The 23,874-nt window shown below is 73.6% G+C and carries 23 protein-coding genes, 1 tRNA gene, 3 pseudogenes and 1 riboswitch; of the genes and pseudogenes, 15 read left to right on the top strand and 12 right to left on the bottom strand.

Annotated elements, in window-relative coordinates:
* Window positions 1–6: 6 nt before the first annotated feature.
* Window positions 7–97: riboswitch (SAM riboswitch) on the bottom strand.
* A 152-nt stretch (window positions 98–249) separates the two neighbouring features.
* Together QQK22_RS00300 and QQK22_RS00295 are read right to left on the bottom strand one after the other, a co-directional pair.
* Window positions 250–2,391: a hypothetical protein gene (locus QQK22_RS00300; protein ID WP_284248504.1), complete on the bottom strand. Its 2,142-nt coding sequence runs from the start codon at window positions 2,389–2,391 to the stop codon at window positions 250–252.
* A gap of 92 nt (window positions 2,392–2,483) precedes the next feature.
* Window positions 2,484–3,380, bottom strand: coding sequence for a hypothetical protein (locus QQK22_RS00295; protein WP_284248502.1), 897 nt, complete (start codon window positions 3,378–3,380; stop codon window positions 2,484–2,486).
* 2 nt (window positions 3,381–3,382) lie between these two features.
* Between QQK22_RS00295 and QQK22_RS00290 the strand changes: the two genes are divergently transcribed.
* The 5 genes from QQK22_RS00290 (at window position 3,383) to QQK22_RS00270 (ending at window position 8,249) form a co-directional block, all read left to right on the top strand.
* Window positions 3,383–3,817 carry a hypothetical protein gene (locus QQK22_RS00290; RefSeq protein WP_284248500.1) on the top strand — a complete coding sequence of 145 codons (435 nt, stop codon included), beginning with the start codon at window positions 3,383–3,385 and terminating at the stop codon, window positions 3,815–3,817.
* Window positions 3,818–3,998: 181 nt separating this feature from the next.
* A complete protein-coding gene (gene lpdA / locus QQK22_RS00285) occupies window positions 3,999–5,393 on the top strand; it encodes a dihydrolipoyl dehydrogenase (protein WP_284248498.1) in 1,395 nt (464 codons plus the stop codon).
* 348 nt (window positions 5,394–5,741) lie between these two features.
* Window positions 5,742–6,395, top strand: a complete 654-nt coding sequence (locus QQK22_RS00280) for an SIMPL domain-containing protein (protein ID WP_284248496.1) — start codon at window positions 5,742–5,744, stop codon at window positions 6,393–6,395.
* A 66-nt stretch (window positions 6,396–6,461) separates the two neighbouring features.
* Window positions 6,462–7,541: a DNA polymerase domain-containing protein gene (locus QQK22_RS00275; RefSeq protein WP_284248494.1), complete on the top strand. Its 1,080-nt coding sequence runs from the start codon at window positions 6,462–6,464 to the stop codon at window positions 7,539–7,541.
* Window positions 7,542–7,784: 243 nt separating this feature from the next.
* A complete protein-coding gene (locus QQK22_RS00270) occupies window positions 7,785–8,249 on the top strand; it encodes a DUF4342 domain-containing protein (RefSeq protein WP_284248492.1) in 465 nt (154 codons plus the stop codon).
* Window positions 8,250–8,463: 214 nt separating this feature from the next.
* Here the strand turns inward: QQK22_RS00270 and QQK22_RS18440 are convergent, their stop codons facing one another.
* Both QQK22_RS18440 and QQK22_RS18435 read right to left on the bottom strand, forming a co-directional pair.
* The gene (locus QQK22_RS18440; RefSeq protein ID WP_348525412.1) at window positions 8,464–8,685 is read right to left on the bottom strand and encodes an Lrp/AsnC ligand binding domain-containing protein; all 222 of its coding nucleotides are present in this window, start codon (window positions 8,683–8,685) and stop codon (window positions 8,464–8,466) included.
* Between the two features lie 128 nt (window positions 8,686–8,813).
* Window positions 8,814–8,894 (bottom strand): annotated as a pseudogene (locus QQK22_RS18435) (AsnC family transcriptional regulator); the annotation flags it as partial.
* A gap of 265 nt (window positions 8,895–9,159) precedes the next feature.
* Between QQK22_RS18435 and ddaH the strand changes: the two are divergent.
* Window positions 9,160–9,946, top strand: a pseudogene (ddaH, locus tag QQK22_RS00260) (dimethylargininase).
* 7 nt (window positions 9,947–9,953) lie between these two features.
* A complete protein-coding gene (gene rocD / locus QQK22_RS00255; protein ID WP_431310113.1) occupies window positions 9,954–11,180 on the top strand; it encodes an ornithine--oxo-acid transaminase in 1,227 nt (408 codons plus the stop codon).
* Window positions 11,181–11,235: 55 nt separating this feature from the next.
* Here rocD and QQK22_RS00250 read toward each other — a convergent pair whose 3' ends face one another.
* The 5 genes from QQK22_RS00250 to QQK22_RS00230 form a co-directional block, all read right to left on the bottom strand.
* Entirely contained in the window at window positions 11,236–11,607 is a 372-nt protein-coding gene (locus QQK22_RS00250) for a hypothetical protein (RefSeq protein ID WP_284248490.1), read from the bottom strand.
* Window positions 11,604–12,761: an ATP-dependent DNA ligase gene (locus QQK22_RS00245; RefSeq protein ID WP_284248488.1), complete on the bottom strand. Its 1,158-nt coding sequence runs from the start codon at window positions 12,759–12,761 to the stop codon at window positions 11,604–11,606. Before QQK22_RS00245 ends, QQK22_RS00250 begins: the two co-directional genes overlap by 4 nt.
* Complete coding sequence (locus QQK22_RS00240) at window positions 12,758–13,801, bottom strand: Gfo/Idh/MocA family protein (protein WP_284248486.1); 1,044 nt, start codon at window positions 13,799–13,801, stop codon at window positions 12,758–12,760. Before QQK22_RS00240 ends, QQK22_RS00245 begins: the two co-directional genes overlap by 4 nt.
* Window positions 13,802–14,191: 390 nt before the next feature.
* Window positions 14,192–14,929 carry a hypothetical protein gene (locus QQK22_RS00235; RefSeq protein ID WP_284248484.1) on the bottom strand — a complete coding sequence of 246 codons (738 nt, stop codon included), beginning with the start codon at window positions 14,927–14,929 and terminating at the stop codon, window positions 14,192–14,194.
* A 327-nt stretch (window positions 14,930–15,256) separates the two neighbouring features.
* Window positions 15,257–15,547 (bottom strand): DUF1540 domain-containing protein, encoded by a 291-nt coding sequence (locus QQK22_RS00230; protein WP_284248482.1) that lies wholly within the window; start codon window positions 15,545–15,547, stop codon window positions 15,257–15,259.
* A 262-nt stretch (window positions 15,548–15,809) separates the two neighbouring features.
* Here QQK22_RS00230 and QQK22_RS00225 point away from each other — a divergent pair, with 262 nt between their 5' ends.
* On the top strand, window positions 15,810–16,763 hold the full coding sequence (locus QQK22_RS00225; protein WP_284248480.1) for an alpha/beta hydrolase: 954 nt from the start codon (window positions 15,810–15,812) through the stop codon (window positions 16,761–16,763).
* Window positions 16,760–18,190 (top strand): hypothetical protein, encoded by a 1,431-nt coding sequence (locus QQK22_RS00220; RefSeq protein ID WP_284248479.1) that lies wholly within the window; start codon window positions 16,760–16,762, stop codon window positions 18,188–18,190. The genes QQK22_RS00225 and QQK22_RS00220 overlap by 4 nt, the downstream gene beginning before the upstream one ends.
* Here QQK22_RS00220 and QQK22_RS00215 read toward each other — a convergent pair.
* The 3 genes from QQK22_RS00215 to QQK22_RS00205 are packed head-to-tail and all read right to left on the bottom strand — an operon-like array spanning window position 18,169 to window position 19,909.
* Window positions 18,169–18,693, bottom strand: coding sequence for a hypothetical protein (locus QQK22_RS00215; RefSeq protein WP_284248477.1), 525 nt, complete (start codon window positions 18,691–18,693; stop codon window positions 18,169–18,171). The genes QQK22_RS00220 and QQK22_RS00215 overlap by 22 nt on opposite strands.
* A complete protein-coding gene (locus QQK22_RS00210; protein ID WP_284248475.1) occupies window positions 18,690–19,259 on the bottom strand; it encodes a hypothetical protein in 570 nt (189 codons plus the stop codon). Before QQK22_RS00210 ends, QQK22_RS00215 begins: the two co-directional genes overlap by 4 nt.
* Window positions 19,256–19,909 (bottom strand): hypothetical protein, encoded by a 654-nt coding sequence (locus tag QQK22_RS00205; RefSeq protein WP_284248473.1) that lies wholly within the window; start codon window positions 19,907–19,909, stop codon window positions 19,256–19,258. Before QQK22_RS00205 ends, QQK22_RS00210 begins: the two co-directional genes overlap by 4 nt.
* Window positions 19,910–20,437: 528 nt before the next feature.
* On the opposite strand from QQK22_RS00205, the pseudogene QQK22_RS00200 reads away from it, so the two are divergent.
* The 6 genes and pseudogenes from QQK22_RS00200 to QQK22_RS00175 all read left to right on the top strand — a co-directional run.
* Window positions 20,438–21,154, top strand: a pseudogene (locus QQK22_RS00200) (SGNH/GDSL hydrolase family protein); the annotation flags it as partial.
* Between the two features lies 1 nt (window position 21,155).
* Window positions 21,156–21,581, top strand: coding sequence for a hypothetical protein (locus QQK22_RS00195; protein WP_284248471.1), 426 nt, complete (start codon window positions 21,156–21,158; stop codon window positions 21,579–21,581).
* A 77-nt stretch (window positions 21,582–21,658) separates the two neighbouring features.
* Window positions 21,659–21,862, top strand: a complete 204-nt coding sequence (locus QQK22_RS00190; RefSeq protein WP_284248469.1) for a CsbD family protein — start codon at window positions 21,659–21,661, stop codon at window positions 21,860–21,862.
* Between the two features lie 190 nt (window positions 21,863–22,052).
* Window positions 22,053–22,850 (top strand): SDR family oxidoreductase, encoded by a 798-nt coding sequence (locus QQK22_RS00185; RefSeq protein ID WP_284252443.1) that lies wholly within the window; start codon window positions 22,053–22,055, stop codon window positions 22,848–22,850.
* A 41-nt stretch (window positions 22,851–22,891) separates the two neighbouring features.
* The gene (locus QQK22_RS00180; protein ID WP_284248466.1) at window positions 22,892–23,440 is read left to right on the top strand and encodes a type 1 glutamine amidotransferase domain-containing protein; all 549 of its coding nucleotides are present in this window, start codon (window positions 22,892–22,894) and stop codon (window positions 23,438–23,440) included.
* A 91-nt stretch (window positions 23,441–23,531) separates the two neighbouring features.
* A tRNA-Arg gene (locus QQK22_RS00175) sits at window positions 23,532–23,604 on the top strand.
* Window positions 23,605–23,874: the final 270 nt, after the last annotated feature.

Below are 23,874 nucleotides of genomic sequence, written 5' to 3'. Positions count from 1 at the left end.
CTCACTCCTCCATCGGGCCTGGCGGTAGCACCCGCACCCGTGACGGGGGTTGCTGCAGCGTCGTCGAGCCAGGTCTCTCAGCTGCTCTGGATGGTCCCGCCGATGGTAGCGAAGGTGTCACGAGGGTCCGACATCGGTCCGCATCCCGTCCCGCTCCGGCGCACGACGGCGCCTCCCGGGCGGGCGGCCCGCCCGGGAGACGTCGTGGCGTGCGTCAGCAGGTGCGACGCGTCGGTGGTCGACGCAGCCTCACACCGCCGAGGTCGACCGACGCGAGTACCGCAGCGCAGCCGCCCCCAGGAGGAGCAGGAGCCCTGCGATCCCGGCCGCGAACGGAGTGACGCCCGTGGTCGGGAGGGAGGACTGCTGGCTCGCGACCTGCATGGTCGTGCCGGCACCGGTGGTGCCGGTCGCGGTGATCACGCGGCCGTCGTCACTGATGAAGCCGCCGGGGGTGGTCCCCGGGGTCGTGACGTCGATCGGCGTCACCGGGGTCACCGGCGTCACCGGGGTGACGGGCGTGGTCGGGTCCGTCGGGTCCGTCGGGTCGGTCGGGTCGGTCGGGTCGACCGGGTCCGTCGAGTCGACCGGGTCCGTCGGGTCGACCGGGTCCGTCGGGTCAACCGGGTCCACCGGGTCCGTCGGGTCGACCGGGTCCGTCGGGTCGACCGGGTCCGTCGGATCCGTCGGGTCAACCGGGTCGACCGGGTCGGTCGGGTCCACCGGGTCGGTCGGGTCCACCGGGTCCACCGGGTCCACCGGGTCGACGGCGGCCGTCGTGCACTCGGCCGTGGCGTCACCCAGGAGACCGACCGCGATGCAGCCGACGTCGACAGGGACGGTCACCGGCAGCTCGATCCCGATGTCGCCGATGAGACCGCCACCGCCCGTACCGCCGCCGGGAGCCTCGGCGCCCGGGGTGGTGTCGACCGGCTGCGCGGGCGTCGTGGTGCAGTCAACCGCGGCGTCGCCGAGGACTCCGGCGGCGATGCAGCTCACGTCGACGGGCACCGTGACCGGTGCCAGCACCGAGATGTCACCGATGAGGCCGTCGTCCGAGCCCGAGCCCGACGACGACGGCGCAGCCGCCACCGGATCGGCCGGAGCAGCGGGCGACTCGTTGGACACCACCGCGGCGTCACCCAGGACACCTGCGGCGATGTCGGACACGTCCACGGGCGCCGTCACCGGCGCCACCACCGAGATGTCACCGACGAGGCCGTCGTCCGAGCCCGAGCCCGACGACGACGGCGCAGCCGCCACCGGAGCCGCGGGAGCAGCAGCCGAGGTCTCGTTCGAGACCACCGCAGCGTCACCCAGGACACCTGCGGCGATGTCGGACACGTCCACGGGCGCCGTCACCGGCGCCACCACCGAGATGTCACCGACGAGGCCGTCGTCCGAGCCCGAGCCCGACGACGACGGCGCAGCCGCCACCGGAGCGGCCGGAGCAGCGGGCGACTCGTTGGACACCACCGCGGCGTCACCCAGGACACCAGCAGCGACGTCGGACACCTCCACGGGCACCGTCACCGGCGCCACCACCGAGACATCACCGATCAGACCGTCGTCCGAGTCCGAGTCCGAGCCCGAGCCCGAGCCCAACGGCGCCACTGCCACCGGAGCGGCCGAGGCAGCCGCGGGCGTCTCGTTCGAGACCACCGCAGCGTCACCCAGGACACCTGCTGCGACGTCGGACACCTCCACCGGCACCGTCACCGGCGCCACCACCGAGACGTCACCGACCAGACCGTCGTCCGAGTGCGACGAGTCCTCCGCCACAGCGACAGGAGCCGCCTCGACCGGGGCAGCCGGAGCAGCAGCCGGAGTCTCGTGCGAGACCACCGCGGCATCACCCAGGACACCCGCGGCCACGTCGGACACCTCCACCGGCACCGTCACCGGCGCCACCACCGAGACGTCACCGACCAGACCGTCGTCCGAGTGCGACGACTCCTCCGCCACAGCGGCCGGAGCCGCCTCGGCGGGAGCTGCCGGCGCCGGAGCCGCGGGCTCCTCGTGCGAGACGACCGTCGCGTCCCCGACCGCGATCGACTCGACGTCGACGGGGACGGTCACGGGCGCCTCGACCGAGACGTCCCCGGCGAGCCCGTCGCCCTCGACCGCCGCCTGCGGCGCCTCCACCGGACGCTCGACCTCACCACCGCCGCCGACCGGCGCCTGGGGCGGGGCCTCGGCCGGGGCCGCCGGCGGCGACACCACGGCGGCGTCACCGAGGAGGCCGACGGCGACGTCGCTGACCTCCACCGGAACGGTCACCGGGACGTCGATCCCGACGTCTCCCAGCAACCCGTCGGAGGCGTGAGCCGCCCCCGCAGCTGCGGCCACCAGGCCGCCTGACACGAGCACCGTCTGCAGTGCTCGACGCATGACTACGTGCATCGATCCTTCTCCTTGACTGAGGGTGGGTGCGCCACGTGGCGCGATGTCGTCTGCCGGACGTGGTCCGGTCGCGACGACCCTCAGGCGGGAGAGACGGGGATGCGCAGGGCGGGGGCGGGCGGCAGCGCGTCCTGGTGACGCCGGGCCACGCCCACGAGAAGAAGGGCGGAGAGGGCGACGCCGCCGGCCGGGGCCGCCTCGCGCAGCAGGGTCGGTCCCGCGGAGCCGACGGCGGTGGCCGCACCACCGATCACGGCGACCGTGGCGGCACCACCCCAGGGGCTGCCTTCGCGCTCGTCGGCACCGCTTCCGCCGTCCTGCGTGGCGGTGGACGCCTGCGGAAGTGCTTCGACACCCCCGGGGCCCGACGGCGCGGCGACCGGCGTCGAGATCGCGGTACGCGGCGCGGTGGCGGAGTCGCGCGACGACGAGGCGTCGCCGGCCGTCGACGCGGCGCCGGCGTCCGCGAGCGCCACCTGGCCGGCGTCCGGCTGCGCCGGGATGGAGGGGAGCACAGGCGCGGGCAGCGGTGCGCCGGAGTCGGCGGGCGTCCCGGGCATCCCGGGGAGGCCGGGAGCGGGCACCGGCACGACGGGCGCGACCTCCTCCTCGAGCCCACCCGGCAGCGCGGGCACGAGCGGCTCGAGCACGGGGTCGACCACGCCACCGACACCCTCGACCACCGGGGTCAGGACCGGCTCGACCGCGTCGACCACGGGGGTGAGAACCGGCTCGATCGCAGCGACGACCGGTGTCACGACGCCGTCCGCGACCTGCTCGACGACGGGGGCGACCACGTCGTCGACCACGGGGGTCACGACCTCGTCCACCACCGGCGCGACCACGCCGTCGACCACCGGAGCCGCGACCTCCTCGACCACCGGCGCCACGACCCCGTCGACGACGGGAGCCACGACCTCCTCGATCGCGGGAGCTGCCACCTCGTCCAGCACGGGGGCGACGACGTCGTCGACCACCGGTGCTGCGACCTCCTCCACGAGGGGGCGACCACGTCGTCCACCACCGGAAGGGCAGCCGCCTCGACCACGGGTGCGGCGAGATCCTGCGCCACCGGCGCTGCGACGTCCTGCGCCACGGGCTCGACCACCGGCACCACCGCGGTCTCGACCGCCGGCGCAACCACCTCGTCCACGACGGGGGTCACGACACCGTCGACCACCCCGTCCACCACGGGAGCGACGACACGGTCGCCCACCTCGGACACGATCCCGCTCACGGCACCGTCGCCGCCCAGCAGGTCGAGCGCCGACGCACCCGCGGCACCGAGGCCGAGAGCCCCCGCCGCGCCGGCGCCGGCGAGCAGACCGCGCAGGAGCCAGCGGCGCGCGGAGGATCCCCGCTGCACCCGCTGCTGCTCCGGCGTCGTCATCGTCTCGGCTCCTGGCCTCGTTGAACTGATCAGTCCGTCACGCACACGCAGCCCGAACGGTCCGGACCGCTCCTTCACGCTAAACGTGAGTAAGAACACATACAAGGGTGGAATGAACATTCCTAACTGCACGCTATGTGCAGGCGCATGTGAGTGCGGCCACCCGCCGACCCGCCCGACGGCCCCGCCGAACTAGGCTGGCGGCATGGCTTCCCACTTTGATGTCGTCGTCCTCGGTGCGGGCCCCGGTGGCTACGTCGCCGCCATCCGCGCCGCCCAGCTCGGCAAGTCCGTCGCCGTGGTCGAGAAGAAGTACTGGGGCGGTGTCTGCCTCAACGTCGGGTGCATCCCGTCCAAGGCGCTCCTGAAGAACGCGGAGCTCGCGCACACCCTCACGCACGACAAGAAGAAGTACGGCATCGAGGGCGACGCCACGATGTCCTACGGCCCGACGCACGCCCGCAGCCGCCAGGTCTCGGCCGGCATCGTCAAGGGCGTCCACTTCCTCATGAAGAAGAACAAGATCACCGAGATCGACGGCTGGGGCACCCTCACCGGCACGACCTCGATGGACGTCGCCCGCGAGGGCGGGGAGACCGAGAAGGTCACCTTCGACGACCTCATCATCGCCACCGGCTCCGTCACCCGGATGCTCCCGGGCGTCGAGGTGAGCAAGAACGTCGTCACCTACGAGGAGCAGATCCTCGACGCCGAGCTCCCCGGTTCGCTCATCATCGCCGGCTCCGGCGCGATCGGCGTCGAGTTCGCCTACGTCATGAAGAACTTCGGCGTCGACGTCACGATCGTGGAGTTCCTCGACCGCATGGTCCCCACGGAGGACGTCGACGTCTCCAAGGAGCTCCTCAAGCACTACAAGAAGCTCGGCGTGAACGTGCTCACCAGCACCAAGGTCGAGCGCGTCGAGGACACCGGCAGCGGCGTCAAGGTCACCGTCTCCAGCAACGGCGAGGAGCGCGTCCTGGAGGCCGACCGCCTGCTCTCGGCCATCGGCTTCGCCCCGCGCACGGAGGGCTTCGGTCTCGAGGCGGCGGGCGTGCAGCTCACCGACCGCGGCGCCATCGCGATCGACGACTACATGCGCACCAACGTCCCGAACATCTACGCGATCGGTGACGTGACGGCGAAGATGATGCTCGCGCACGTCGCCGAGGCCCAGGGCATCGTCGCGGCCGAGACCCTCGCGGGCGCCGAGACCATGTCCATCGACTACGCCTTCATCCCGCGCGCCACCTACTGCCACCCGCAGATCGGCTCGATGGGCCTGTCCGAGCAGCAGGCGAAGGACGCCGGCCACGACGTCAAGACCTCGACATTCCCGTTCAGCGCGAACGGCAAGGCGCAGGGTCTGGGCGACGCCGTCGGCTTCGTCAAGATCGTCGCCGACGCCGAGCGCAACGAGATCCTCGGCGCCCACATGATCGGCCCGGACGTCACCGAGCTCCTCCCGGCGCTCAACACCGCGCAGACCTGGGACCTCACCGCCGACGAGATGTCGCGCGTCATCTTCGCCCACCCGACGCTGGGCGAGGCTGTCAAGGAGGCCCTGCACGGCATCTCGGGCCACATGATCAACTTCTGACACACGCGCGTCCCGCGCAGCAGCACCACGACGGCGCCGCTCCTCCCGGGGTGCGGCGCCGTCGTCGTGCGGACCGGTCGCGGTGTGGACCGGTCGCGCCCCGGGCGCAGCGAGACGGCCGGGCCCCTGGAGGTGAGGGACCCGGCCGCCGGTTACCGCCCGACATCCGGACGGCCTCCCCTGCGGGGCCGCCGAATATCATCACGAACTTAAGGAGCGCCTCTGACACCCACCAAACCGCCTCTTGATCCGGGTTCAGGCCACCCCGTACGAACTTGATCGCGGTTAAGAAGGTGGGGCGCGGTGCGATGCTGGAGCCCTCCACCCCGCCGTCGACCGGAGGTCACCGTGGTCCTGATAGCCGTCACCGGCGAGGCGTCGACCAGCCTCGCCGCCGAGCGCGCCACCGCGCACCTGAGGGTCGAGGCGACCGGGGCGGACCGTGCCGACGTCGTCGCCCGGGCCGCCCACCGCCACGCCGAGCTGCTCGACCAGGCCCGCACCCACGTCGCCTCGGGCGCCGCGACGGGCTGGGAGGCGCAGGACGTCACCACCGGCACCGTGCACGAGTGGGTGGAGGGCGACGGCGACCGCCACCGGCAGCGCCTCTTCCGAGCGACCGCGAACGTGCGCGTCCACGTCGTCGACGTCGCCGTCCTGGGATCCTGGCTGCTGGAGGTCGGCGCGCAGGAGGACGTCGCCGTCGACCACGTCTCCTGGGACCTGACCGAGGTCACGCGCACCGCCGCCGTCGAGAACCTGCGCGTGCGGGCGGTGCGCGACGCCGTCGCGCGCGCCGCGACCTACGCGGGTGCGCTCGGCCTCACGACGCCGCGTCTGACCGCCGTCTACGAGGACGGCCTGCGGCCGGGCGGACCCGGCGGCGGCCCGGTACCGATGATGGCGATGCGCGCCGTCGCTCACGACGGCGGGGGCGGGCTCGAGCTGCAGCCGCAGGACGTCGAGCTCACCGTGACGGTGTCGGCCGACCTCGAGGCGTAGGCACGGCGGGCACCGCCCCCGGTACCGGTCCGCTGCGATGTCGCACCGCCGCACTAGGGTGACGGCATGCCAGCCTCGGAGGCAGTCCAGCTCGATGTCCGCGGTCGTCAGGTGCGCCTGAGCTCGCCCGACAAGGTGCTCTTCGCCTCGGGCATCACGAAGCGGGACGTCGCCGAGTACGTGATCGCGGTGGGTGACGGGATCCTCGCCGCGCTCGCCGACCGGCCCACCGCGCTGGAGCGCTGGCCGAGCGGCTACCGCGAGGGCATGGTGCTGACGCAGCGCACCGGCGCGCAGGGCGACGGCTTCTACTCCAAGCGGGTGCCGAAGGGTGCGCCCGACTGGGTCGAGAGCGTGCGCATCGGGTTCCCGAGCGGGCGGTACGCGGACGAGGTGTGCCCGACCGAGCTCGCCGTCGTGGTCTGGGCGGTGCAGCAGAACACCCTGACGTTCCACCCGTGGCCGGTGCGGCGCGACGACGTCGACCGCCCCGACCAGCTGCGGATCGACCTCGACCCCCAGCCCGGGACGGACTACCACGACGCCGCGGCGATCGCCCCGCTCGTGCGCGAGGTCGCCGCCGAGGCCGGCCTGACGCTGTACCCCAAGACCTCCGGCGGCCGCGGCCTGCACCTGTTCGCGCCCATCCGGCCCGAGTGGGAGTTCAGCCCCGCGCGCCGCGCCACCATCGCACTCGCCCGCGAGATCGAGCGGCGCGCGCCCGGCGCCGTCACCACGAAGTGGTGGAAGGAGGAGCGCGGCAGACGAGTGTTCATCGACTACAACCAGATGGCGCGGGACCGCACGATCGCCTCGGCCTACTCGGTGCGCGCCAACGTCCGGGCCACCGTGTCGGCGCCGCTGCGGTGGGAGGAGATCCCCGACGTGACGCCGGACGACTTCACCGTGCGCACCATGCCGGCGCGGTTCACCGAGGTGGGCGACCTGTTCGCGGGCGCCAACACCTCGCCGCAGGGGCTGGCCGACGGCAGCGTCGGCGGACTGGAGACGCTGCTGGAGTGGGCCGCGCGCGACGAGCGCGACCACGGCCTCGGTGAGGCGCCCTACCCGCCGGAGTACCCCAAGATGCCGGGCGAGCCCAAGCGGGTGCAGCCGAGCCGGGCGCGTCACGACGACGAGGGCTGAGTCGACCCGGGGAGGCGCACCCGGCGCACCCGGCTCGGCCGGCTCGGCCGGCTCGGCCCGGCGCACCCGGCTCGGCCGTGCGGGTGAGGAGCGGGCGTCGTGCGGGCATCGCGCGGACGTCGTGCGGCGGGCCCAAGATCAGGGTCGTCTCGGGGGAGATCCGGATACCCACGCCGCGGTACGGGAGCGCAGGATGGAACCCAGATCGGCGCGGGGGTCGTGCCGAGGAGAGGGAGAGACGACATGACGAACGAGTACGGAACCAGCGAGCCCACCTCCGAGCAGCCCGCCGGCACCGAGACCGGCAGCACGGCCGGCAGCGAGAAGACCAAGGCCGACGGCCGCACCTGGACCGAGGAGTTCAAGGTCTCGGGCGAGAACCTGCTGGCGAAGGTCAAGCAGCTCATCGGCGAGGGCAACGTCCGCCGCATCATCATCAAGAACGAGAACCGCACGCTGCTCGAGGTCCCGCTGAACGCGGGCCTGGCCGTGACGGCCGCGGCCGCGGTGTTCGCCCCGGTCCTCGTGGCCGTCGGCGCGATCGCGGCGCTCGTGACGTCGGTGACCGTCGCCGTCGAGCGCGGCGAGACCAGGGGCGAGGGCAAGCACGCCGCCGAGCCCGAAGTCCCCGTGACCCCGGTGGACCCCGTGAACCCGGAGGCCAGCGACAGCAACCACGGCACCAGCACCATCGGCTACAGCATCTGAGCCGACCCGCACCACCGCCACGGCGCCCGACCGGGAGACTGGTCGGGCGTCGTCGTGCGTCCCGGGCGCGCCCGCACCGCGCACCGCCCCCAGCAGCCGCCGAGATGCGACATTCGCGTCGAGATGCGAACCGTGACGGGATGTCTCGGCGCAGATGTCGCATCTCGACGGCGGGGCGGGGAACGTGCGGGGCGGAGCAAAGCGGTGCGGCGGGTCAGCCGCGCTCGATGAGGCGCGAGAGGACGATCGTGGACTCGGTCCGCTCGATGTCGGCCGACTCCCGGATCCGCTCGAGCGTCTCCTCGAGGTGCGCGACGTCGCGCGCCCGCACGCGCAGCACCGCGTCCGCCCCGCCCGCGACCGTGCTCGCCTGCACCACCTCGCTGATCGGCTCCCACGCGGCGCGCAGCTCCCCGGGGAGATGCGCCCGGCGCACCAGACGTCGATCATCGCCTCGATCCCCCACCCGAGCGCGGCGGGGTCGACGACGGCGGTGAAATGCCCGATAACGCCGTCGTCGAGCATCCGGTCCACCCGCCGCTTCACGGCCGGCGCGGAGAGCCCGACGACGTCGCCCACCGCCGCGTACGTGGCGCGGCCGTCGGCCGTGAGCTCGGTGAGGATCTGCGCGTCGAGTGCGTCCATCCGTCGAGACTAGCGGCGGTCGCACAACGAATCGCCGTACGGACGCCCCTTATCGTCGAATCGTTGCGCCGACACGCAACCCCCGGCCGTTGCCGCACCCGCCCCCGAGGTGCCACCGTAGAGAGACATCCGGCGTTCGCCCCGAGGGAGCCCCCACCGCATGACCACCGACGTCGCAGCGACCACCGCCGCACCCGCACCCGCCACCGGCACCGTCCCCGCCGCCCCGGCCGACGGCCGCACGGCCACGACCCGCCGCTACCTGATGTGCCGCCCGACCCACTTCGACGTCGTCTACACGATCAACCCGTGGATGCACCCCGAGGTGCCGGTCGACCACGAGCTCGTCATGAGCCAGTGGGAGACGCTGCGCCGCACCTACCTCGAGCTCGGCCACGAGGTCGAGGTCATCGAGGGCGCCCCCGGCCTGCCGGACATGGTGTTCGCGGCCAACGGCGCCACGGTCGTGGACGGGAAGGCGCTCGCGGTCAGCTTCCACTACCCGCAGCGCCGCGGCGAGGCTCAGCTGTACGCCGACTGGCTGCGCGCCGACGGCTTCGAGGTGACCGACGCCGTCGCCATCAACGAGGGTGAGGGCGACTTCCTCACGGTCGGCCGCCGGATGATCGCGGCGACCGGCTTCCGCTCGGACCCCGCCTCGCACGCCGAGCTCGCCGCCGTCACGGGCCTCGAGGTCGTCTCGCTCGAGCTCGTGGACCCGCGGTTCTACCACGTCGACACGGCGCTGACCGTGCTCGACGAGCGCACGGTCGCCTACCTGCCCGAGGCCTTCCCCCGCGAGCCGCGAGCGCCTGCAGGAGCTGTTCCCGGACGCGATCCACGTCAGCCTCGCCGACGCGCAGGTCTTCGGGCTGAACGCCGTCTCGGACGGCCGCAACGTCGTCGTCGCCGCCCAGGCCACCGGCTTCATCGCCGCGCTCGAGGCCGCCGGCTACCAGCCCGTCCCGGTCGACCTGTCCGAGCTGCTCAAGGGCGGCGGCGGCATCAAGTGCTGCACGCTCGAGCTGCGCCCCGCGCCCGACGCCGGCTGAGGCACCCGTGAGCACCGTGACCGCTCCCACCACGGGCACCGCGAGCGCCGCCGAGCAGATCGCCGCGATCGAGGCCCACGCCGCGCACAACTACCACCCGCTCGAGGTGGTGATCGCGCGTGGCGAGGGCGCGTGGGTGACGGACGTCGACGGGCGCCGGTACCTCGACTGCCTCGCCGCCTACTCGGCGGTGAACTTCGGCCACGGCCACCCGGCGCTCCTCGCCGCGGCGCACGAGCAGCTCGACCGGCTCACGCTCACCTCGCGCGCGTTCCACCACGACCGGATGGCGGAGTTCGTGACCGAGCTCGCCGCGCTCGCGGGCAAGGACGTCGTGGTACCGATGAACACCGGGGCGGAGGCTGTCGAGACCGCGATCAAGGTCGCGCGCAAGCACGCGTCGCAGGTCCGGGGCATCGCGGTGCCGGAGATCGTCGTCGCGAGCGGCAACTTCCACGGGCGCACGACGACGATCGTCAGCTTCTCCGACGACGCCCTGGCGCGCGAGGGGTACGGCCCCTTCACCCCCGGGTTCGTGACCGTGCCCTACGGCGACGCCGATGCGCTGGCAGCCGCACTGACCGAGAACACCGCCGCGGTGCTGCTGGAGTCGATCCAGGGCGAGGCGGGCGTCGTCGTGCCGCCCCCGGACTACTTCGCGCGCGTGCGCGCGGTGACCGCCGAGCGCGGCGTGCTGCTGATCGCGGACGAGATCCAGTCGGGCCTCGCGCGCACGGGCGAGACGTTCGCGATCTCTCACGACGGCGTCGAACCGGACATGTACCTCCTCGGCAAGGCGCTGGGTGGGGGCATCGTGCCGGTCTCCGCCGTCGTGGGCGACGCCGACGTGCTGGGCGTCCTCACACCCGGGACCCACGGGTCCACCTTCGGTGGCAACCCGCTGGCCGCGGCCGTGGCGACCGCCGTCGTGCGCCTCCTGCGCACCGGTGAGTACCAGGAGCGCTCGCGCGTGCTCGGCGAGCAGCTGCACACGGGGCTGCACGCGCTGGTCGGGCACGGCGTGAGCGCGGTGCGCGGCCGCGGGCTGTGGGCCGGCGTCGACATCGACCCGGCGGTGGGCACGGCGCGCGACGTCGCGCTGCGGCTCATGGCTCGAGGCGTGCTCGCGAAGGACACCCACACCCGCACGCTGCGGCTCGCGCCGCCGCTCGTGGTCTCGGCCGACGAGGTCAAGTGGCTGCTGGAGCAGCTGCGCGAGGCGCTCGAGGGCTGATCGCGGAAGATCGGCGGCGCCACACGCCGCCGATCTTCCGCAGAGCGGCCGGACCTCAGACCGACGGCGGCTCGCCGTCGAGCCGGTGCTGCTCGCGCGCGTTGTTCGTGACGAGGTTGTCGAAGAAGCGCAGCCCGCGCGGCGTCAGGACCGGCACGAGCGATCGAACCTCGGGCGGCACGGTCACCGCGGCGATGCGCAGGTCGCCGGGGTAGGCGTTGTCACCGGTCAGCCCGTAGGTCGCGTTCATCAGCGCACCCGGCACGATCAGCACCTCGGCCTCGCGCAGGGCCGGCACGTCGAGCATGACGGCGAGCCCCTCGAGGAACGCGCTCTCCTCACCCTCGGGCAGTCCCTCCCAGCAGAGCGCGAGACCGGACTCGTCGATCTCCGCGAGCTCGGCGGCGGTCGTCGCGACCCGCCTCACTGCGCCACCGACCCGGTGAACGACTCCGGCGCGGCGGGCGCGCCCGGCAGCAGCTGCGCCAGGTCGTAGCCGACCGGCTCCTCGAGCTGGTCGTACGTGCACGAGCGCGGCTCGCGGTCGGGCCGCCAGCGCTTCAGCTGCGTGGTGTGCCGGAACCGGGTGCCCTCCATGTGGTCGTAGCCGACCTCGAGCACGCGCTCGGGGCGCAGCGGCGTGAAGCTCAGGTCCTTGCCCGCCGACCAGCGCGACTGCGCCCCCGGCTGCCGCTTCGCGTCGTCACCGGCGGCGGGGTCGGACCAGGTCGCCCACGGGTGCGCCTCGGCGGCGGCCTCGTCGGAGACGTCGACGACGAGCGGCGCCAGCTCGCCCACGAGCTCCGCGCGCCGCGCCATCGGGAACGAGGCGGAGACGCCGACGAACTGCAGGGCCGCACTCTCGCCGTCGCCGTCGTAGAGGCCGAGCAGGAGCGAACCGACCAGCGGCTGCTCCGGCGTCGACGCCTTGTGCTCGCGGTACCCGGCGAGCACGACGTCGGCCGTGCGCGCGTGCTTGATCTTCAGCATCGTGCGCCTCCCCGGCGCGTAGGGGTCCGCGAGCGGTTTGGCCATCACGCCGTCGAGCCCGGCGCCCTCGAAGATCCCGAGCCACTCCTGAGCGAGCGCGGCGTCGCGCGTGCGAGGCGTCGGGTGGACGCGCGGGCCGGACAGGCCCAGTCCGTCGAGCACCTCGATCCGCTCGGCGAGCGGCCGGTCCATCACGACGTCGTCGCCCAGGGCCAGCACGTCGAAGACGACGAGGTTCGCGGGCGCGTGCTCGGCGAGCATCGCCACGCGCGAGGCGGCCGGGTGGATCCGCTGACCGAGCAGCTCGAAGTCGAGGCGCGACCCGCGCGCGAGCACGATCTCGCCGTCGACCACGACGCGGTCCGGCAGCTCCGCACGCGCCGCCTCGACGACGTCGGGGAAGTATCGCGTCATCGACTTGCCGCTGCGGGAGAGGATCTCGACGTCGCCGTCGTCGACCAGCACGATCGCGCGGAACCCGTCCCACTTGGGCTCGTAGGCGAACGGGCCGCCCGCGGCGTCGGGGCCGGGGATTGCCGCGACGCTCTTCGCGAGCATCGGCGCGATCGGGGGTGTGAGCGGGAGGGTCATCGCGTCTCCTGGGCGTCGGCGGGATGGTCGGGGGCGGAGGCGACGCCGTCGTCGTCCTCGTCGCGGAGGACCAGACCGATCTGGTCGGCGACGTCCTGCAGGACACCCTGCACGGCGAGGGTGTCGGCGAGCGGCATCACGCTCGACTCGGTGCGACCGGCGCGCACGCACGCGGCGACCTCCTCGAGCTCGTGGGCGTACCCGCGCCCGCGTGCGGGGTGGTGCTCGCGGACCGGGTCTGCGCCGTCGCGGTGCAGCACGAAACCGTCGGTGCCGTGGAAGGGCGCGTCGAGGTCGATCCAGCCGCGGCTGCCGTAGACCCTCGCCACCCCGGGCATCGGTGTCGTGCGCGAGGCGAGCACGGACGCCGTCGACCCGCCCGCGAATCCGACGACCGCACCCACGTGGGAGTCCGTGCCACCCGCGGTCAGCGTCCCCGTCGCACGCACCTGCGTGGGCGCACCGAGCAGCATCTGCGCGAGGGAGATGCCGTAGACCGCGAGGTCGAGGAGCGCGCCTCGGCCGGCGGCCGGCTCGTCGTCGACGCTCGAGCCCGGCAGCGGCCAGCCCATCTCGCTCGTGACGGCGCGGACCTCGCCGATCGCGCCGTCCGCCACGAGGTCGCGCAGGCGCACGACGGCGGGGAGGAACCTCGTCCACATCGCCTCCATCGCGAAGGTCCCGGCCGCGCGCGCCTCGTCCGCCACGCGGTGCGCGCCGGCGGCGGTCGCGGCGAAGGCCTTCTCGACGAGGACGCCGCGGCCCGCCGCGATCGCCGCGCAGGCGTGGCGGGCGTGCTGGGCGTGCGGGGTGGCGATGTGGACGACGTCGACCTCGTCGTCGGCGAGCAGCGCGGCGTAGGAGCCGTGGGCGCGGGCGCGCGGGGCGTGCTCGGCGGCGAACGCGCGGGCGCGGCCCTCGTCCCGCGATCCGACGGCGACGATCTCGGCGTGCGCGACGTGGTCGAGGTCCCGGGCGATCTCCGCGGCGATGCGTCCGGGGCCCAGGACTCCCCAGCGGAGGCTGCGCTGCTCGCTCATGCCCCCATGATGCCGCGCGGCCCGCCGATCGGCCGGGCCCGGGTGACGATCCCTCGGGGCCGAGAATGCGCAGGACTGCTGAATCGCGGCGACAGAGCAGTTACCTGCATGCTCACGCAGGCACGCGTGCGTTCGAGCGACACCCGGGGCCGCCACCATGCGTACGACTGCTCTGTCCCACCGATTCAGCAGTCATCCGCCTGCTCGCGCGGCCCCTCGCGATCGAACCGACCGCGACCATGTGCACGCGAGCTGTATCGCGCCGGTAGAGCAGCCAGACGCATTCTCGAGCTGGTGAGCGAGGATCCTCGTGCCTGGTCGATCTCCAGCCGGGTCAGGCTGCGGGGCGGGCGGGAGCGCCCGCCGCAGCAGCCGACGCCGCCGGCACCGCTACCGGCGCGTCCGCCAGCACCAGGCCGTCCGCGTGCGGCCAGGCGGCCGGACGCTGACCCGCGGGCACCGCGACGTGGACGGCGACGTCGGGCCACCCCTCCCCGCGGCGCGCGCGCGGCGCACCAGCACGTGAGCGTCGACCCCGGACGGCGCGGTCACGACCACCGTGCTCGCGACCGGGAACGCCGCGACCAGGTCGCCCTGGTGCGTCACGACGGCGGTCACCTGCACCTCCTGGTGACCCGCCGGCGGCAGCGTGGCGGTGAACGCGTCGCCGCCGAACCGCGTGGCACGGGCCCGGGGACGCAGCCCCAGCTCACGCGCGAGGGCGCCCAGCAGCCTGGCGTCGGCGACCCGCACGTGCGCCCGCGCGCCACCGATCTGGGTGAGGGCGACGGCGTCGAGCGCCGCACCGCGGGCGCCCTGGCCGAGGTCGAGCTCTGCCCCGACGGCGAGGACCCGCGTCAGGCGCAGCAGCCGTGACGCGACGGCCGCAGCGCCGGCACCCGTGAGCCACAGCAGCGGGGTGCCGTCGCGCTCGGCCTGCTGCGCGCGGGCCACGAGAACCGGGAACGGGAGGTCGGCGCGGACCTCGACCGCGGGCGACGAGGAGGGGACTCCCCGGGCGCCGCCGACGGCGACCGAGGGACTCCGCACGGGGCGCGCCCCCGCCGGCAGGGTCAGGCGGACCGTGCCGAGCGGACGGGCGGGACGAGCGAGAAGGGTGGTGGTCACGGGGAGCTCCGGGTCGAGTCGTGTGTGGGCGGGAAGGCCCGACTCGTCCGGCGTCAGATGGCGACGGCGGAGTCGGGCCCGTGCATACACAGGGACCGACACCCGCGGGCGGGGACCAGGAGCGGCGGGACGGTCGTCGTCATGGCCTGCTCCTCTCCTCGCGGTGAGCACCGGAGCTCCGGTGCGGATGGCGCCACTCTAGGAACCCGCGGCGCTCCTCGTCGTCGCGCCACGATCCTTCTCACATGTCGAGACCGGGCACAGCAGCGCCCGCCGGCTCGGGCCGACGGGCGGTACTGGGTTCGTGGGGCCGGGCGGCCGCGGGGCTCAGGCCTCGGCGTACGTCAGGCAGTTGGCCGTGCCACCGCCGCCCGGGCCGATGCGCACGGCCGTCGCCGTGCACTCGAGGTTGCTGTTGAAGCGGCAGGCGCTGCGTTGGCACGCGCCGACCTGGGCGACCACGCGGTCGAGACCGCCGCGCGTGCCGACGTCGATGAACGTCGCGCAGTCCGCGTCGTCGTCGACCGTGACGGCGAAGGCGTGGCAGCCGTCGTGGTTGTAGGAGCAGCCGGCGACGGCACACTCGACGACCTGGGGCATCTCGGCGAGAGACGACATGAGTTCCTCCTCGGGGGCGACCTGATGCTAGAACGATAAACCCGAAATAGCGTTCTCGCCACTTTCGAGAAGAATTCAGGGTGCACTTATTGAGGGTCGCCTCACCTGAATTCAGGAATGCCTCACCGAGCCCGATTTACGGGAAGTCGGTGTGATGAAAAGCGGCTCACCGGTCCGGCGGCGACCGCGAGCCGCTCCCCCACAAGTACCTCGCGGGCTCCCACAAACCCCTCGCGGGAGGGGACGCACTAGGCTCCGGGTCATGCATGAGGTGACGACGGCGTGGGCGCCGGACGTGCTGGGCGGCGACTTCGTGGCGCGCACCATCGAGCTGGGCGACGACGGCGACGGCGCCGTCGCGACCCTCGTCCGGCTCGGCGAGCCGACGCACGAGCGCGCGATCCTCTACGTCCACGGCTTCTCCGACTACTTCTTCCAGGCCGAGCACGCGCGCACGCTGGCCGCGGGCGGCCAGGACGTCTACGCGCTCGACCTGCGTCGCTACGGGCGCTCGCTGCGCGAGGGTCAGGTCCCCGGCCTCGTGCGCGACCTCGCGGAGTACGACGAGGAGATCCTCGCGGCGCTCGCCGTCGTCCGCGCCGAGGGCCACCGCCAGGTCGTGCTGCTCGGCCACTCGACGGGCGGCCTGATCGCCACGCTGTTCGCGCACCACCACCCGCGCGCGCTGCAGGCCGTGGTGCTCAACAGCCCCTGGTACGACATCAACGACACCCCGCTGCGCCGCAGCCTCAGCGGCACGGTCGCCGCCGTCGCCGCCTGGCGCGATCCCGACGCCGTCATCTCCCGCCTCTCGGGGACCTACGGCTCGTCCATCCACGCCAGCACCGGCGGCGAGTGGGACTTCGACCTCGCGTGGAAGCCGATCGAGGGCTTCCCCGTGCGCGCCTCCTGGCTCAGCGCGATCCGCCGCGCGCAGCGTCGCGTGGCCGAGGGTCTCGACATCCGCGTCCCCGTCCTCATGTGCACCTCGAGCCGCTCGGGCGGCGCCGGCGGGACCGCCGTCACCCCGGCCCAGGTGCGCTCCAGCGACGTCCTGCTCGACGTGAAGCACATGTGGGACGCCGTCGCGCGCCTGGGTGACGACGTCACGCTGCGCACCGTGCCCGGCGGTCTGCACGACCTCGCCCTGTCGGCCCCGGCCGCGCGCACCGACTACGAGCGCGCGGTGACCTCCTGGATCAGCGACCGGCTGTGACGACGCCGCCCGCCCGGCCGGTGCCGACCAGCACGACGGCGCGCACGACGGAGCCCACCACGTCGCCGTCCTCGTCCCCCGGCCCGCGCATCACGGCGTCGGTCGCCTGGCGCGCCGTCGGGCAGGAGGCCCTCAGCCTCCTGACGATCACGGGGCGGCTCCTGCGCCGGTACTCGCTCGTGCTCACCGGGATCGCGGCGCTCGGCATCATCGCCGCGCACTGGATCTCGGTGCTCGCGGTCATCGCCTCCCGCGGCAGCGCGACGGCGGGCATCCTCGTGTTCGCGCTCGTGCCGGGCGCCGCGTTCGTCACCGCCGTCGGGATGCTCGTGCTCATGGGCCGCCTCACCGACGCCACGCAGCGCAGCGCCGCGAGCGCGCTGGCGACGTTCGCGAGCGCCCTGCTGCTCTACCTCGTGCTGTACGAGCAGAACGGGCAGCTGACCGAGGACCGCCGGGTCTACCTCTACGAGACGACGATGGAGGCGGTCTACGAGTCGGCGTTCAACGACGACGCCCCTTCCGCCCTCGACCGCATCCCCGAGGTGCTGTCGGTTTCTGTGCTCGGCATCCTCGTCGTGGCGCTCGTGCTGCGCAGCCTCGGCGCCGCCTTCCTCGACCGCCAGGAGCGCCGCGACGAGATCGCGCGCGAGCAGCACCGCACGCGCGGCCGCGGCGCCACGATCGGCACCGGGGCGCTGCGCGTCGTCGTGACCTACTCCGAGCTCGTGTGGCTCGTGCTGTCGGTGCTCGCCGCCGTCGCCGTCGGCAACGCGCTGCGGAACTGGTGGAGCAGCCGCAGCGCGGTGCACGCCGTCAGCGACGCCTGGGCCAGGCTCGACTGGCCGCAGGTCGCGCCGGCGATCGGCGCCGTCGGCGGCGTCGTCGGAACCCTGGTGGAGTTCGCCGTCGCCGGTGTGCTCGTGCCGGCCGGGTGGCTCGCGTTCGGCACGGTCCTCTACGGCACGCGCCGCGGGGCGACGGCGGCGCTCGCCTCCCGCGCGGCGGAGGTCACGGCGAGCCTGGGCAGCCGGGTGGCGGTACCCCGCGCCGCCGACGCCCTCACCGACGTCGCGCGCCTGCAGCGCTCCTGGTCATCGCTCGTGCGGCCCACGAGCCGGTGGGGTCCGCTCGGCGGCGCCGCCGGTCTCGTGCTCGCCCGCGGGTGGCTCCCGATCGGCGTGTTCTGCATCCTGTTCACGATCCTCGCGCAGGCGGACTACCTCGTGTGGTGGCTGGCCGACCTGCTCCTGCCGACCGTCGCCGCCAACGACTGGCGGGCGATCTACCCGCTCGTCGCCGCCGTCGGGACGGTGCTCGTCCAGGTGCTGACGCTCGCGCTGGTGGCCGCCGGCACCGAGCTGACGATGCGGCGGCTCGGCCTGCCGAGCATCCTGCGGCTACCTCACAAGTCGAAGGACCAGTAGCGGCGAGGGGTGTCGGTCGGCACCACGCGCACCGACCGCGGCTCGACACCGTCGGGCAGCAGCACGACGTCCGAGCGCGAACCGTCCACGAGGAAGATGGACCCGAGCCACCCGCCCTCGGGCTCGACGCTCGTGCTGATCAGCCGCGACCGGGTGTAGGTCGCGCCGTCGTCGGCGAGCACCACGAGGTCGACGCCGAAGCCGCCGTCGTCCGACGGCGGAGCACCGTCCACGGTGAAGTCCGCCTCCCAGAGCTGCCAGCCGTCCGGCGGCAGGAACGGGTCGCCGTAGCTGCCGTTCAGACGATCGACCTCCTCGATGCCGCGGAACCCGATCGTCACACCGCGCGTCCTCGCCTCACCGCCGACCTCGGCGGAGGCCGGCGCGACCGGGTGCGACCCGCTCCAGCGCGAGGCCTCGCGGTAGCCGACGCTCGCGAGCATGCCGGCCACCGCCAGCACGGACACCGCTCCGGCGATCGCGCCGCGCACCGAGAGGGTCATCCCCGCCCCGCCGTCAGCAGCACGGCGGCGATCTCCTCGACCTGCTCGACCTCGTCCACCCGCACCTCGCCGATCTCCATGGGCAGCGCCCAGTCGGAACCCTCGGGGAGCACGCGCAGCGTGCCGCTCTCGGCCGCGTCCGCCGGCATCTCGAAGATGACGTCGAGGTGCCACCACTCGCCCGGCTGCGCCTCGGTGTAGCCCGCGTCGAAGACGTCGCTCGGGGCGTACTCCGCGCCGTTGGCACCGCGCCAGGCGAGGGTTCGGACGAGGTCGGGCTCGCGCTTGCCCGAGTAGGCGACGCGCACCACGAGGAAGCGCCCCGCGCTCTCGTACTCGAGCACCTCGTCGCCGTAGGACTCGGGCACCTCGATGAGCGGCGCGGACCGCGCCCGCCCCACCTCGACCACGGTGCCCCCGACGGCGACCTCCTCGCCGACGTCGCCGCGCACCGTCGTCGCGACCGTGGGGACGACCGGGCGGTTCGCCTCGTGCACCCCGAGGCCGAGCGCGGCGACCAGGAGGACCCCGCCGGTCGCCGTCGCACCGAGGCTGTAGCGGCTCACCGGTCGTCCTCGGGCTCGACCTCGGGGACGATCGAGTCGACGCGCGGGACCTGCGCGGTGGCGCGGGGCTGCGGCCGCAACCAGGTCTCCTCGCCCGACAGGACGTGCTGCGTGTAGGTGTAGGACGTCAGGAGCACGGGCAGGGTGCTGAGGCTCTCCAGCGTGCGCGCGTCCTCCTCCGTGACCGGGATGAGGATGAGCGCCGGCGTCGTCACACCGGGGTGGATGTAGGAGACGTAGCTCCCGTCCACGGGAGAGACCGCACGGGGGTAGGCGGTCGGCTCGAGGCTGCTCACCTCGATCGAGTCCGACTTGTAGGTGGTCGATCGCGGCGGGGCCCCGGTGAGGTCCGCACCGATGACGAGCCAGGCGTCGCCGTCGACGATCTCGAGCAGACTCGGGTCGTACTCGCGCGAGATCGACCAGCCCTCGATGGCGACGTCGTAGGGGCCGAGCGCGACGCGGGCGTCGGCCGGGACGCGGGGCAGACCCTCCTCGGGCACCTGGGCGAACCCTCCGGCGGCCCAGGCCCCGGACGTCACGGCCACGAGACCCGCCACCGCGGCCCACGTCCACACCGAGCGCAGCCCGCGCCGCACGAGGTGCGACGGACCGCCCGCGGGCGGCGGTGCGGGCGGAGGGGTCGTCATGGGGCCGATCGTAGCGACCGGGGACCCGGGTGCGCGGGCCCGCGGCGGTCCATGCATGTGAACGTTCATCACGATTCGATCAAGAAAGCGGTCCCGAGGGCCGAAACCACCCCGATCGGTCTACCACCCCGGCTCCGGGGCGCTACAGTTGTGCACAGCTGGCCCGTCGACCGCCCCCTGCCGACGGGCCAGCCTCCATCTCATCTCCGGTCACGCGGGTCGACGACGATCCGGTGCGGAAGAACCCCTCGCGCACTACCGTGACCCCGTGACCCTCCGACGCCGCCCCGCACGAGTCGGCCGCCCCCTCGCCGCCGGCACCGCTGCGGCCCTCCTCGCCCTCGTCGCCGGCTGCGGCGGTGAGGCCCCGCGCCGGGTCCGTCGACGCCCGGGACCGCCACCCCGGAGACCTCACCGACCTCACCGACCTCGAGCGACCCGACGACCACCGGCGGCGCGGCGGAGCCCGGTGGACCTGCGACCGCCGCGACCGCCACGGGCGAACCGCTCGTCCACCTCGCCGTCGGTGACAGCCTGACCACCGGCTTCGCCTCCTGCGCCGCGGTGTTCGTGTGCCAGGGTGCCTCGTGGGCGATCGGGACCGACCCCGCGATCGACTCGCTCGACACCCGGCTGGGCGAGGCGGGCTGGGCCGTCACGGCCGTCCCCGCCGCGCGCGAGGGTGCACGCATGGCCGACGCGCGGCCGCTCGTCGACGCCGCGTTCGAGGCACCGGGTGCCCCCGGAGCCGCCGACGTCGACCTCGTCACCGTGCTGCTCGGCGCCAACGATGTGTGTGCTCCCGACGTCGCGGCCATGACGAGCACGGCGGACTACACCGCCCAGCTCGACGCCCTGCTGAGCGACCTCGCCACCCGCGCGCCGGACGCCGCCGTCGTGCTCGCGAGCATCCCGGCCGTCACGTCGGTGTGGGACGCCGCGAACGACGACCCCGAGGCGCGCGCGGTCTGGGACAACGGGCTGTGCGCGACCGTCCTGGGCGGTGACGACACCGCCCGCGCCGCTGCCGCCCAGCGCCTGGTCGAGCTCGACGAGGCCGCCACCGCCACGTGCCAGCAGCACCCCGCGTGCCGCACCGACGACGGCGCGGTGGCCGCCGTCGCCCTGACGCCGGCGTGGCTCTCCGACGTCGACCACTTCCACCCCTCGCCCCTGGGGCAGGCGGCGCTCGCGGAGGCCGTGTGGCCCGCCGTCGACGAGGCGCTCGCGCAGCGGGGCGAGTGACGTGGTCCGGTGGCGGCGCAGCCCCGTCCTCGCCGACGTCGGCGAGGGCTTCCTCGCGATCGAGACGACGGCGCACCAGCCCGCCCTGGAGACGAGCGCCGGGTCGGGGCGGGCCCGCGGCGCCGCGCAGGAGCTGCCCGCCCGGTTCACGCTGCACGCCGAGACGGGCGGCGCCGTCGTGATCGCCTGGCACAACCGCAACGTCGGATTCGTGCCCGCCTCGCACCACACCTCGATCAGCGAGCAGATCGTCGCGGCGCGCGGGGCGCGGGTCGAGGCCGACGGCGAGGTGTTCCGCCTCGAGGGCAGCTGGCGGGTCTGGGTCGGCCCGCGGCCGCGCCCGCGCGACGCCGGCCCGCCCGACGACGCCATCGCCCCGAAGCCGTTCACGATCCTCGGCATCCCCGTGACGCGCAACGACCCCTGAGCCGGCCGTCGACAAGATCCTGGTCAGGGTGGCGGTGACGTGCCTACCGTAGTCCTACCCGACCGAAGGAGAGACCCATGGGACTCGACGACAAGCTGGACGCGAAGGCCACCGAGACCGGCGGCGCGCTGAAGAAGACCGCAGGTCAGGCCACCGGCAACGAGCAGCTCGAGGCCGAGGGTCGCGCCGACCAGGCCAAGGGCGGCGCGCAGGGCGCGGCCGAGAAGGCCAAGGACGCCCTCGGCAAGGCCGCGGACAGCGTCAAGGACGCCTTCAAGTAGATCCACCCGAGCGCACGGCGCCGGCCGCGACACCCGTCGCGACCGGCGCCGTCGCCGTTCCGGCCCCGTTCCGCCGCCGAACCACTGCCGAACCACTGCCGAACCACCGGGAGCACACGTGACCACGACCCCCGACCGCCCCACCCACCTGCCCGGCCAGACCCAGGAGTGGCCCGGCACCGTCGCCGACATGACGCCGGCGCCCGACCACGGTGAGACCGGCTGGAAGGGTCGCGACCGCCTGACCGGCAAGCGTGTCCTCGTGACCGGGGGCGACTCCGGCATCGGCCGCGCCGTCGCGATCACCTTCGCCCACGAGGGGGCCGCCGTCGCCATCGCCTACCTGCCGCAGGAGTCCGACGACGCCGAGGCCACCCGCGCCGCGGTCGAGGCCGCCGGCGGCACCTGCGTGCTCGTGCCCACCGATCAGCGCACCGAGCAGGCCAACATCGACCTCGTCGCCACGACCGTCGAGGCGCTCGGCGGGCTCGACGTCGTGATCTCCAACGCCGCCTACCAGATGGCGCGGCCCGGCGGGATCGAGGACTTCCCCGACGACCAGCTGCGTCAGGTCTACGAGACCAACGTGTTCGCGACGTTCTGGCTGGTCAAGGCCGCCTCGCCGCACCTCGGCGCCGGCTCGTCGATCATCGTCACGACGTCGATCCAGGCCTACCAGCCCTCGGGCCCGCTGCTCGACTACGCCTCCACCAAGGCCGCGCTGAACAACCTCGTGGTGAACCTGGCCGAGGAGCTGGGGCCGCGGGGCATCCGCGTCAACGCCGTCGCCCCCGGTCCGATCTGGACCCCGCTCATCCCCGCGACGTTCGACGCCGAGAAGGTCGACGGCTTCGGCGCCGACACCCCGCTCGGCCGCCCCGGGCAGCCCGTCGAGGTCGCCTCCGCGTTCGTGTACCTCGCGAGCGACGAGGCGTCCTACGTGAGCGGGACGGTGCTCGGCGTGACCGGCGGCCGACCGGTCTTCTGAGCGCACCGACACACGCACGCACACACGAGAAGGAGAAGAACATGACTGATCTCACCGGCAAGCGCGTGGCGTTCGTCGCCACGAACGGCTTCGAGGACTCCGAGCTCTTCGACCCCTGGACCGCCGTCACCTCCAGCGGCGCGACGGCGGTGCTCGTCTCGACCGAGGCGGGCACGATCACCGGCAAGAACGGCGGCGAGGCCGAGGTGGGGGTCACGACGGCGGAGGCCGACGCCGGCGACTACGACGCCCTGGTGCTGCCGGGCGGCGTGGTGAACAGCGACGACATCCGGCTCGACGCCGACGCCGTCGCGCTCGTGAAGGCGCTCGTGACCGCCGCGAAGCCGGTCGGGGTCATCTGCCACGGCGCGTGGATCCTGGCCGACGCCGACGTCCTGCGCGGCCGCACGATCACCTCCTTCCCGACCCTGCGCACTGATCTGACGAACGCCGGTGCGACCTGGGTCGACGAGGAGGTGGTCTGCGACCAGGGGCTCGTCTCCAGCCGGACGCCGAAGGACCTGCCCGCGTTCAACGACAAGCTGGTGGAGGAGATCGCCGAGGGCGTGCACCCGCAGCGCGAGGCCTGACGGGTCTCGAGACCCGCCCTGAGGCCCGGGACCCAGCCGATTTCCCACGCGCGCCGTCGCGGGGTATGCTCTTTTCCGGCCTCAGGGCCACGCGCCCGTAGCTCAATGGATAGAGCATCTGACTACGGATCAGAAGGTTGGGGGTTCGAGTCCCTCCGGGCGCGCTCGTTGAGACAGCGACGCGGAAGCCCCGCCAGCCCACGGCTGGCGGGGCTTCTGCGTTCCCTGCACACGACCGGGCGAGGCACCCGTGAGGGGGATCACACGATCCTTAGGCGGAACCTCAGAGAACCCTGAGTGTCTCCGTCGGCGGCCGAACGCTCGATCGCCCGACACCACGCCCAACAGCGCTACCACGATCGCCGAGACGCTTCATCAGCTCATCGCGCCCTGTGCTGGAACAAGCGCGAGCCTGATATTCCCTTACGTTTAAA

It is taken from the genome of Litorihabitans aurantiacus (genome assembly GCF_030161595.1).
GTDB lineage: Bacteria > Actinomycetota > Actinomycetes > Actinomycetales > Beutenbergiaceae > Litorihabitans > Litorihabitans aurantiacus.
The sequence above is the reverse complement of the archived record's forward strand: the minus strand, read 5'-3'. Positions and strand labels throughout refer to the sequence as shown.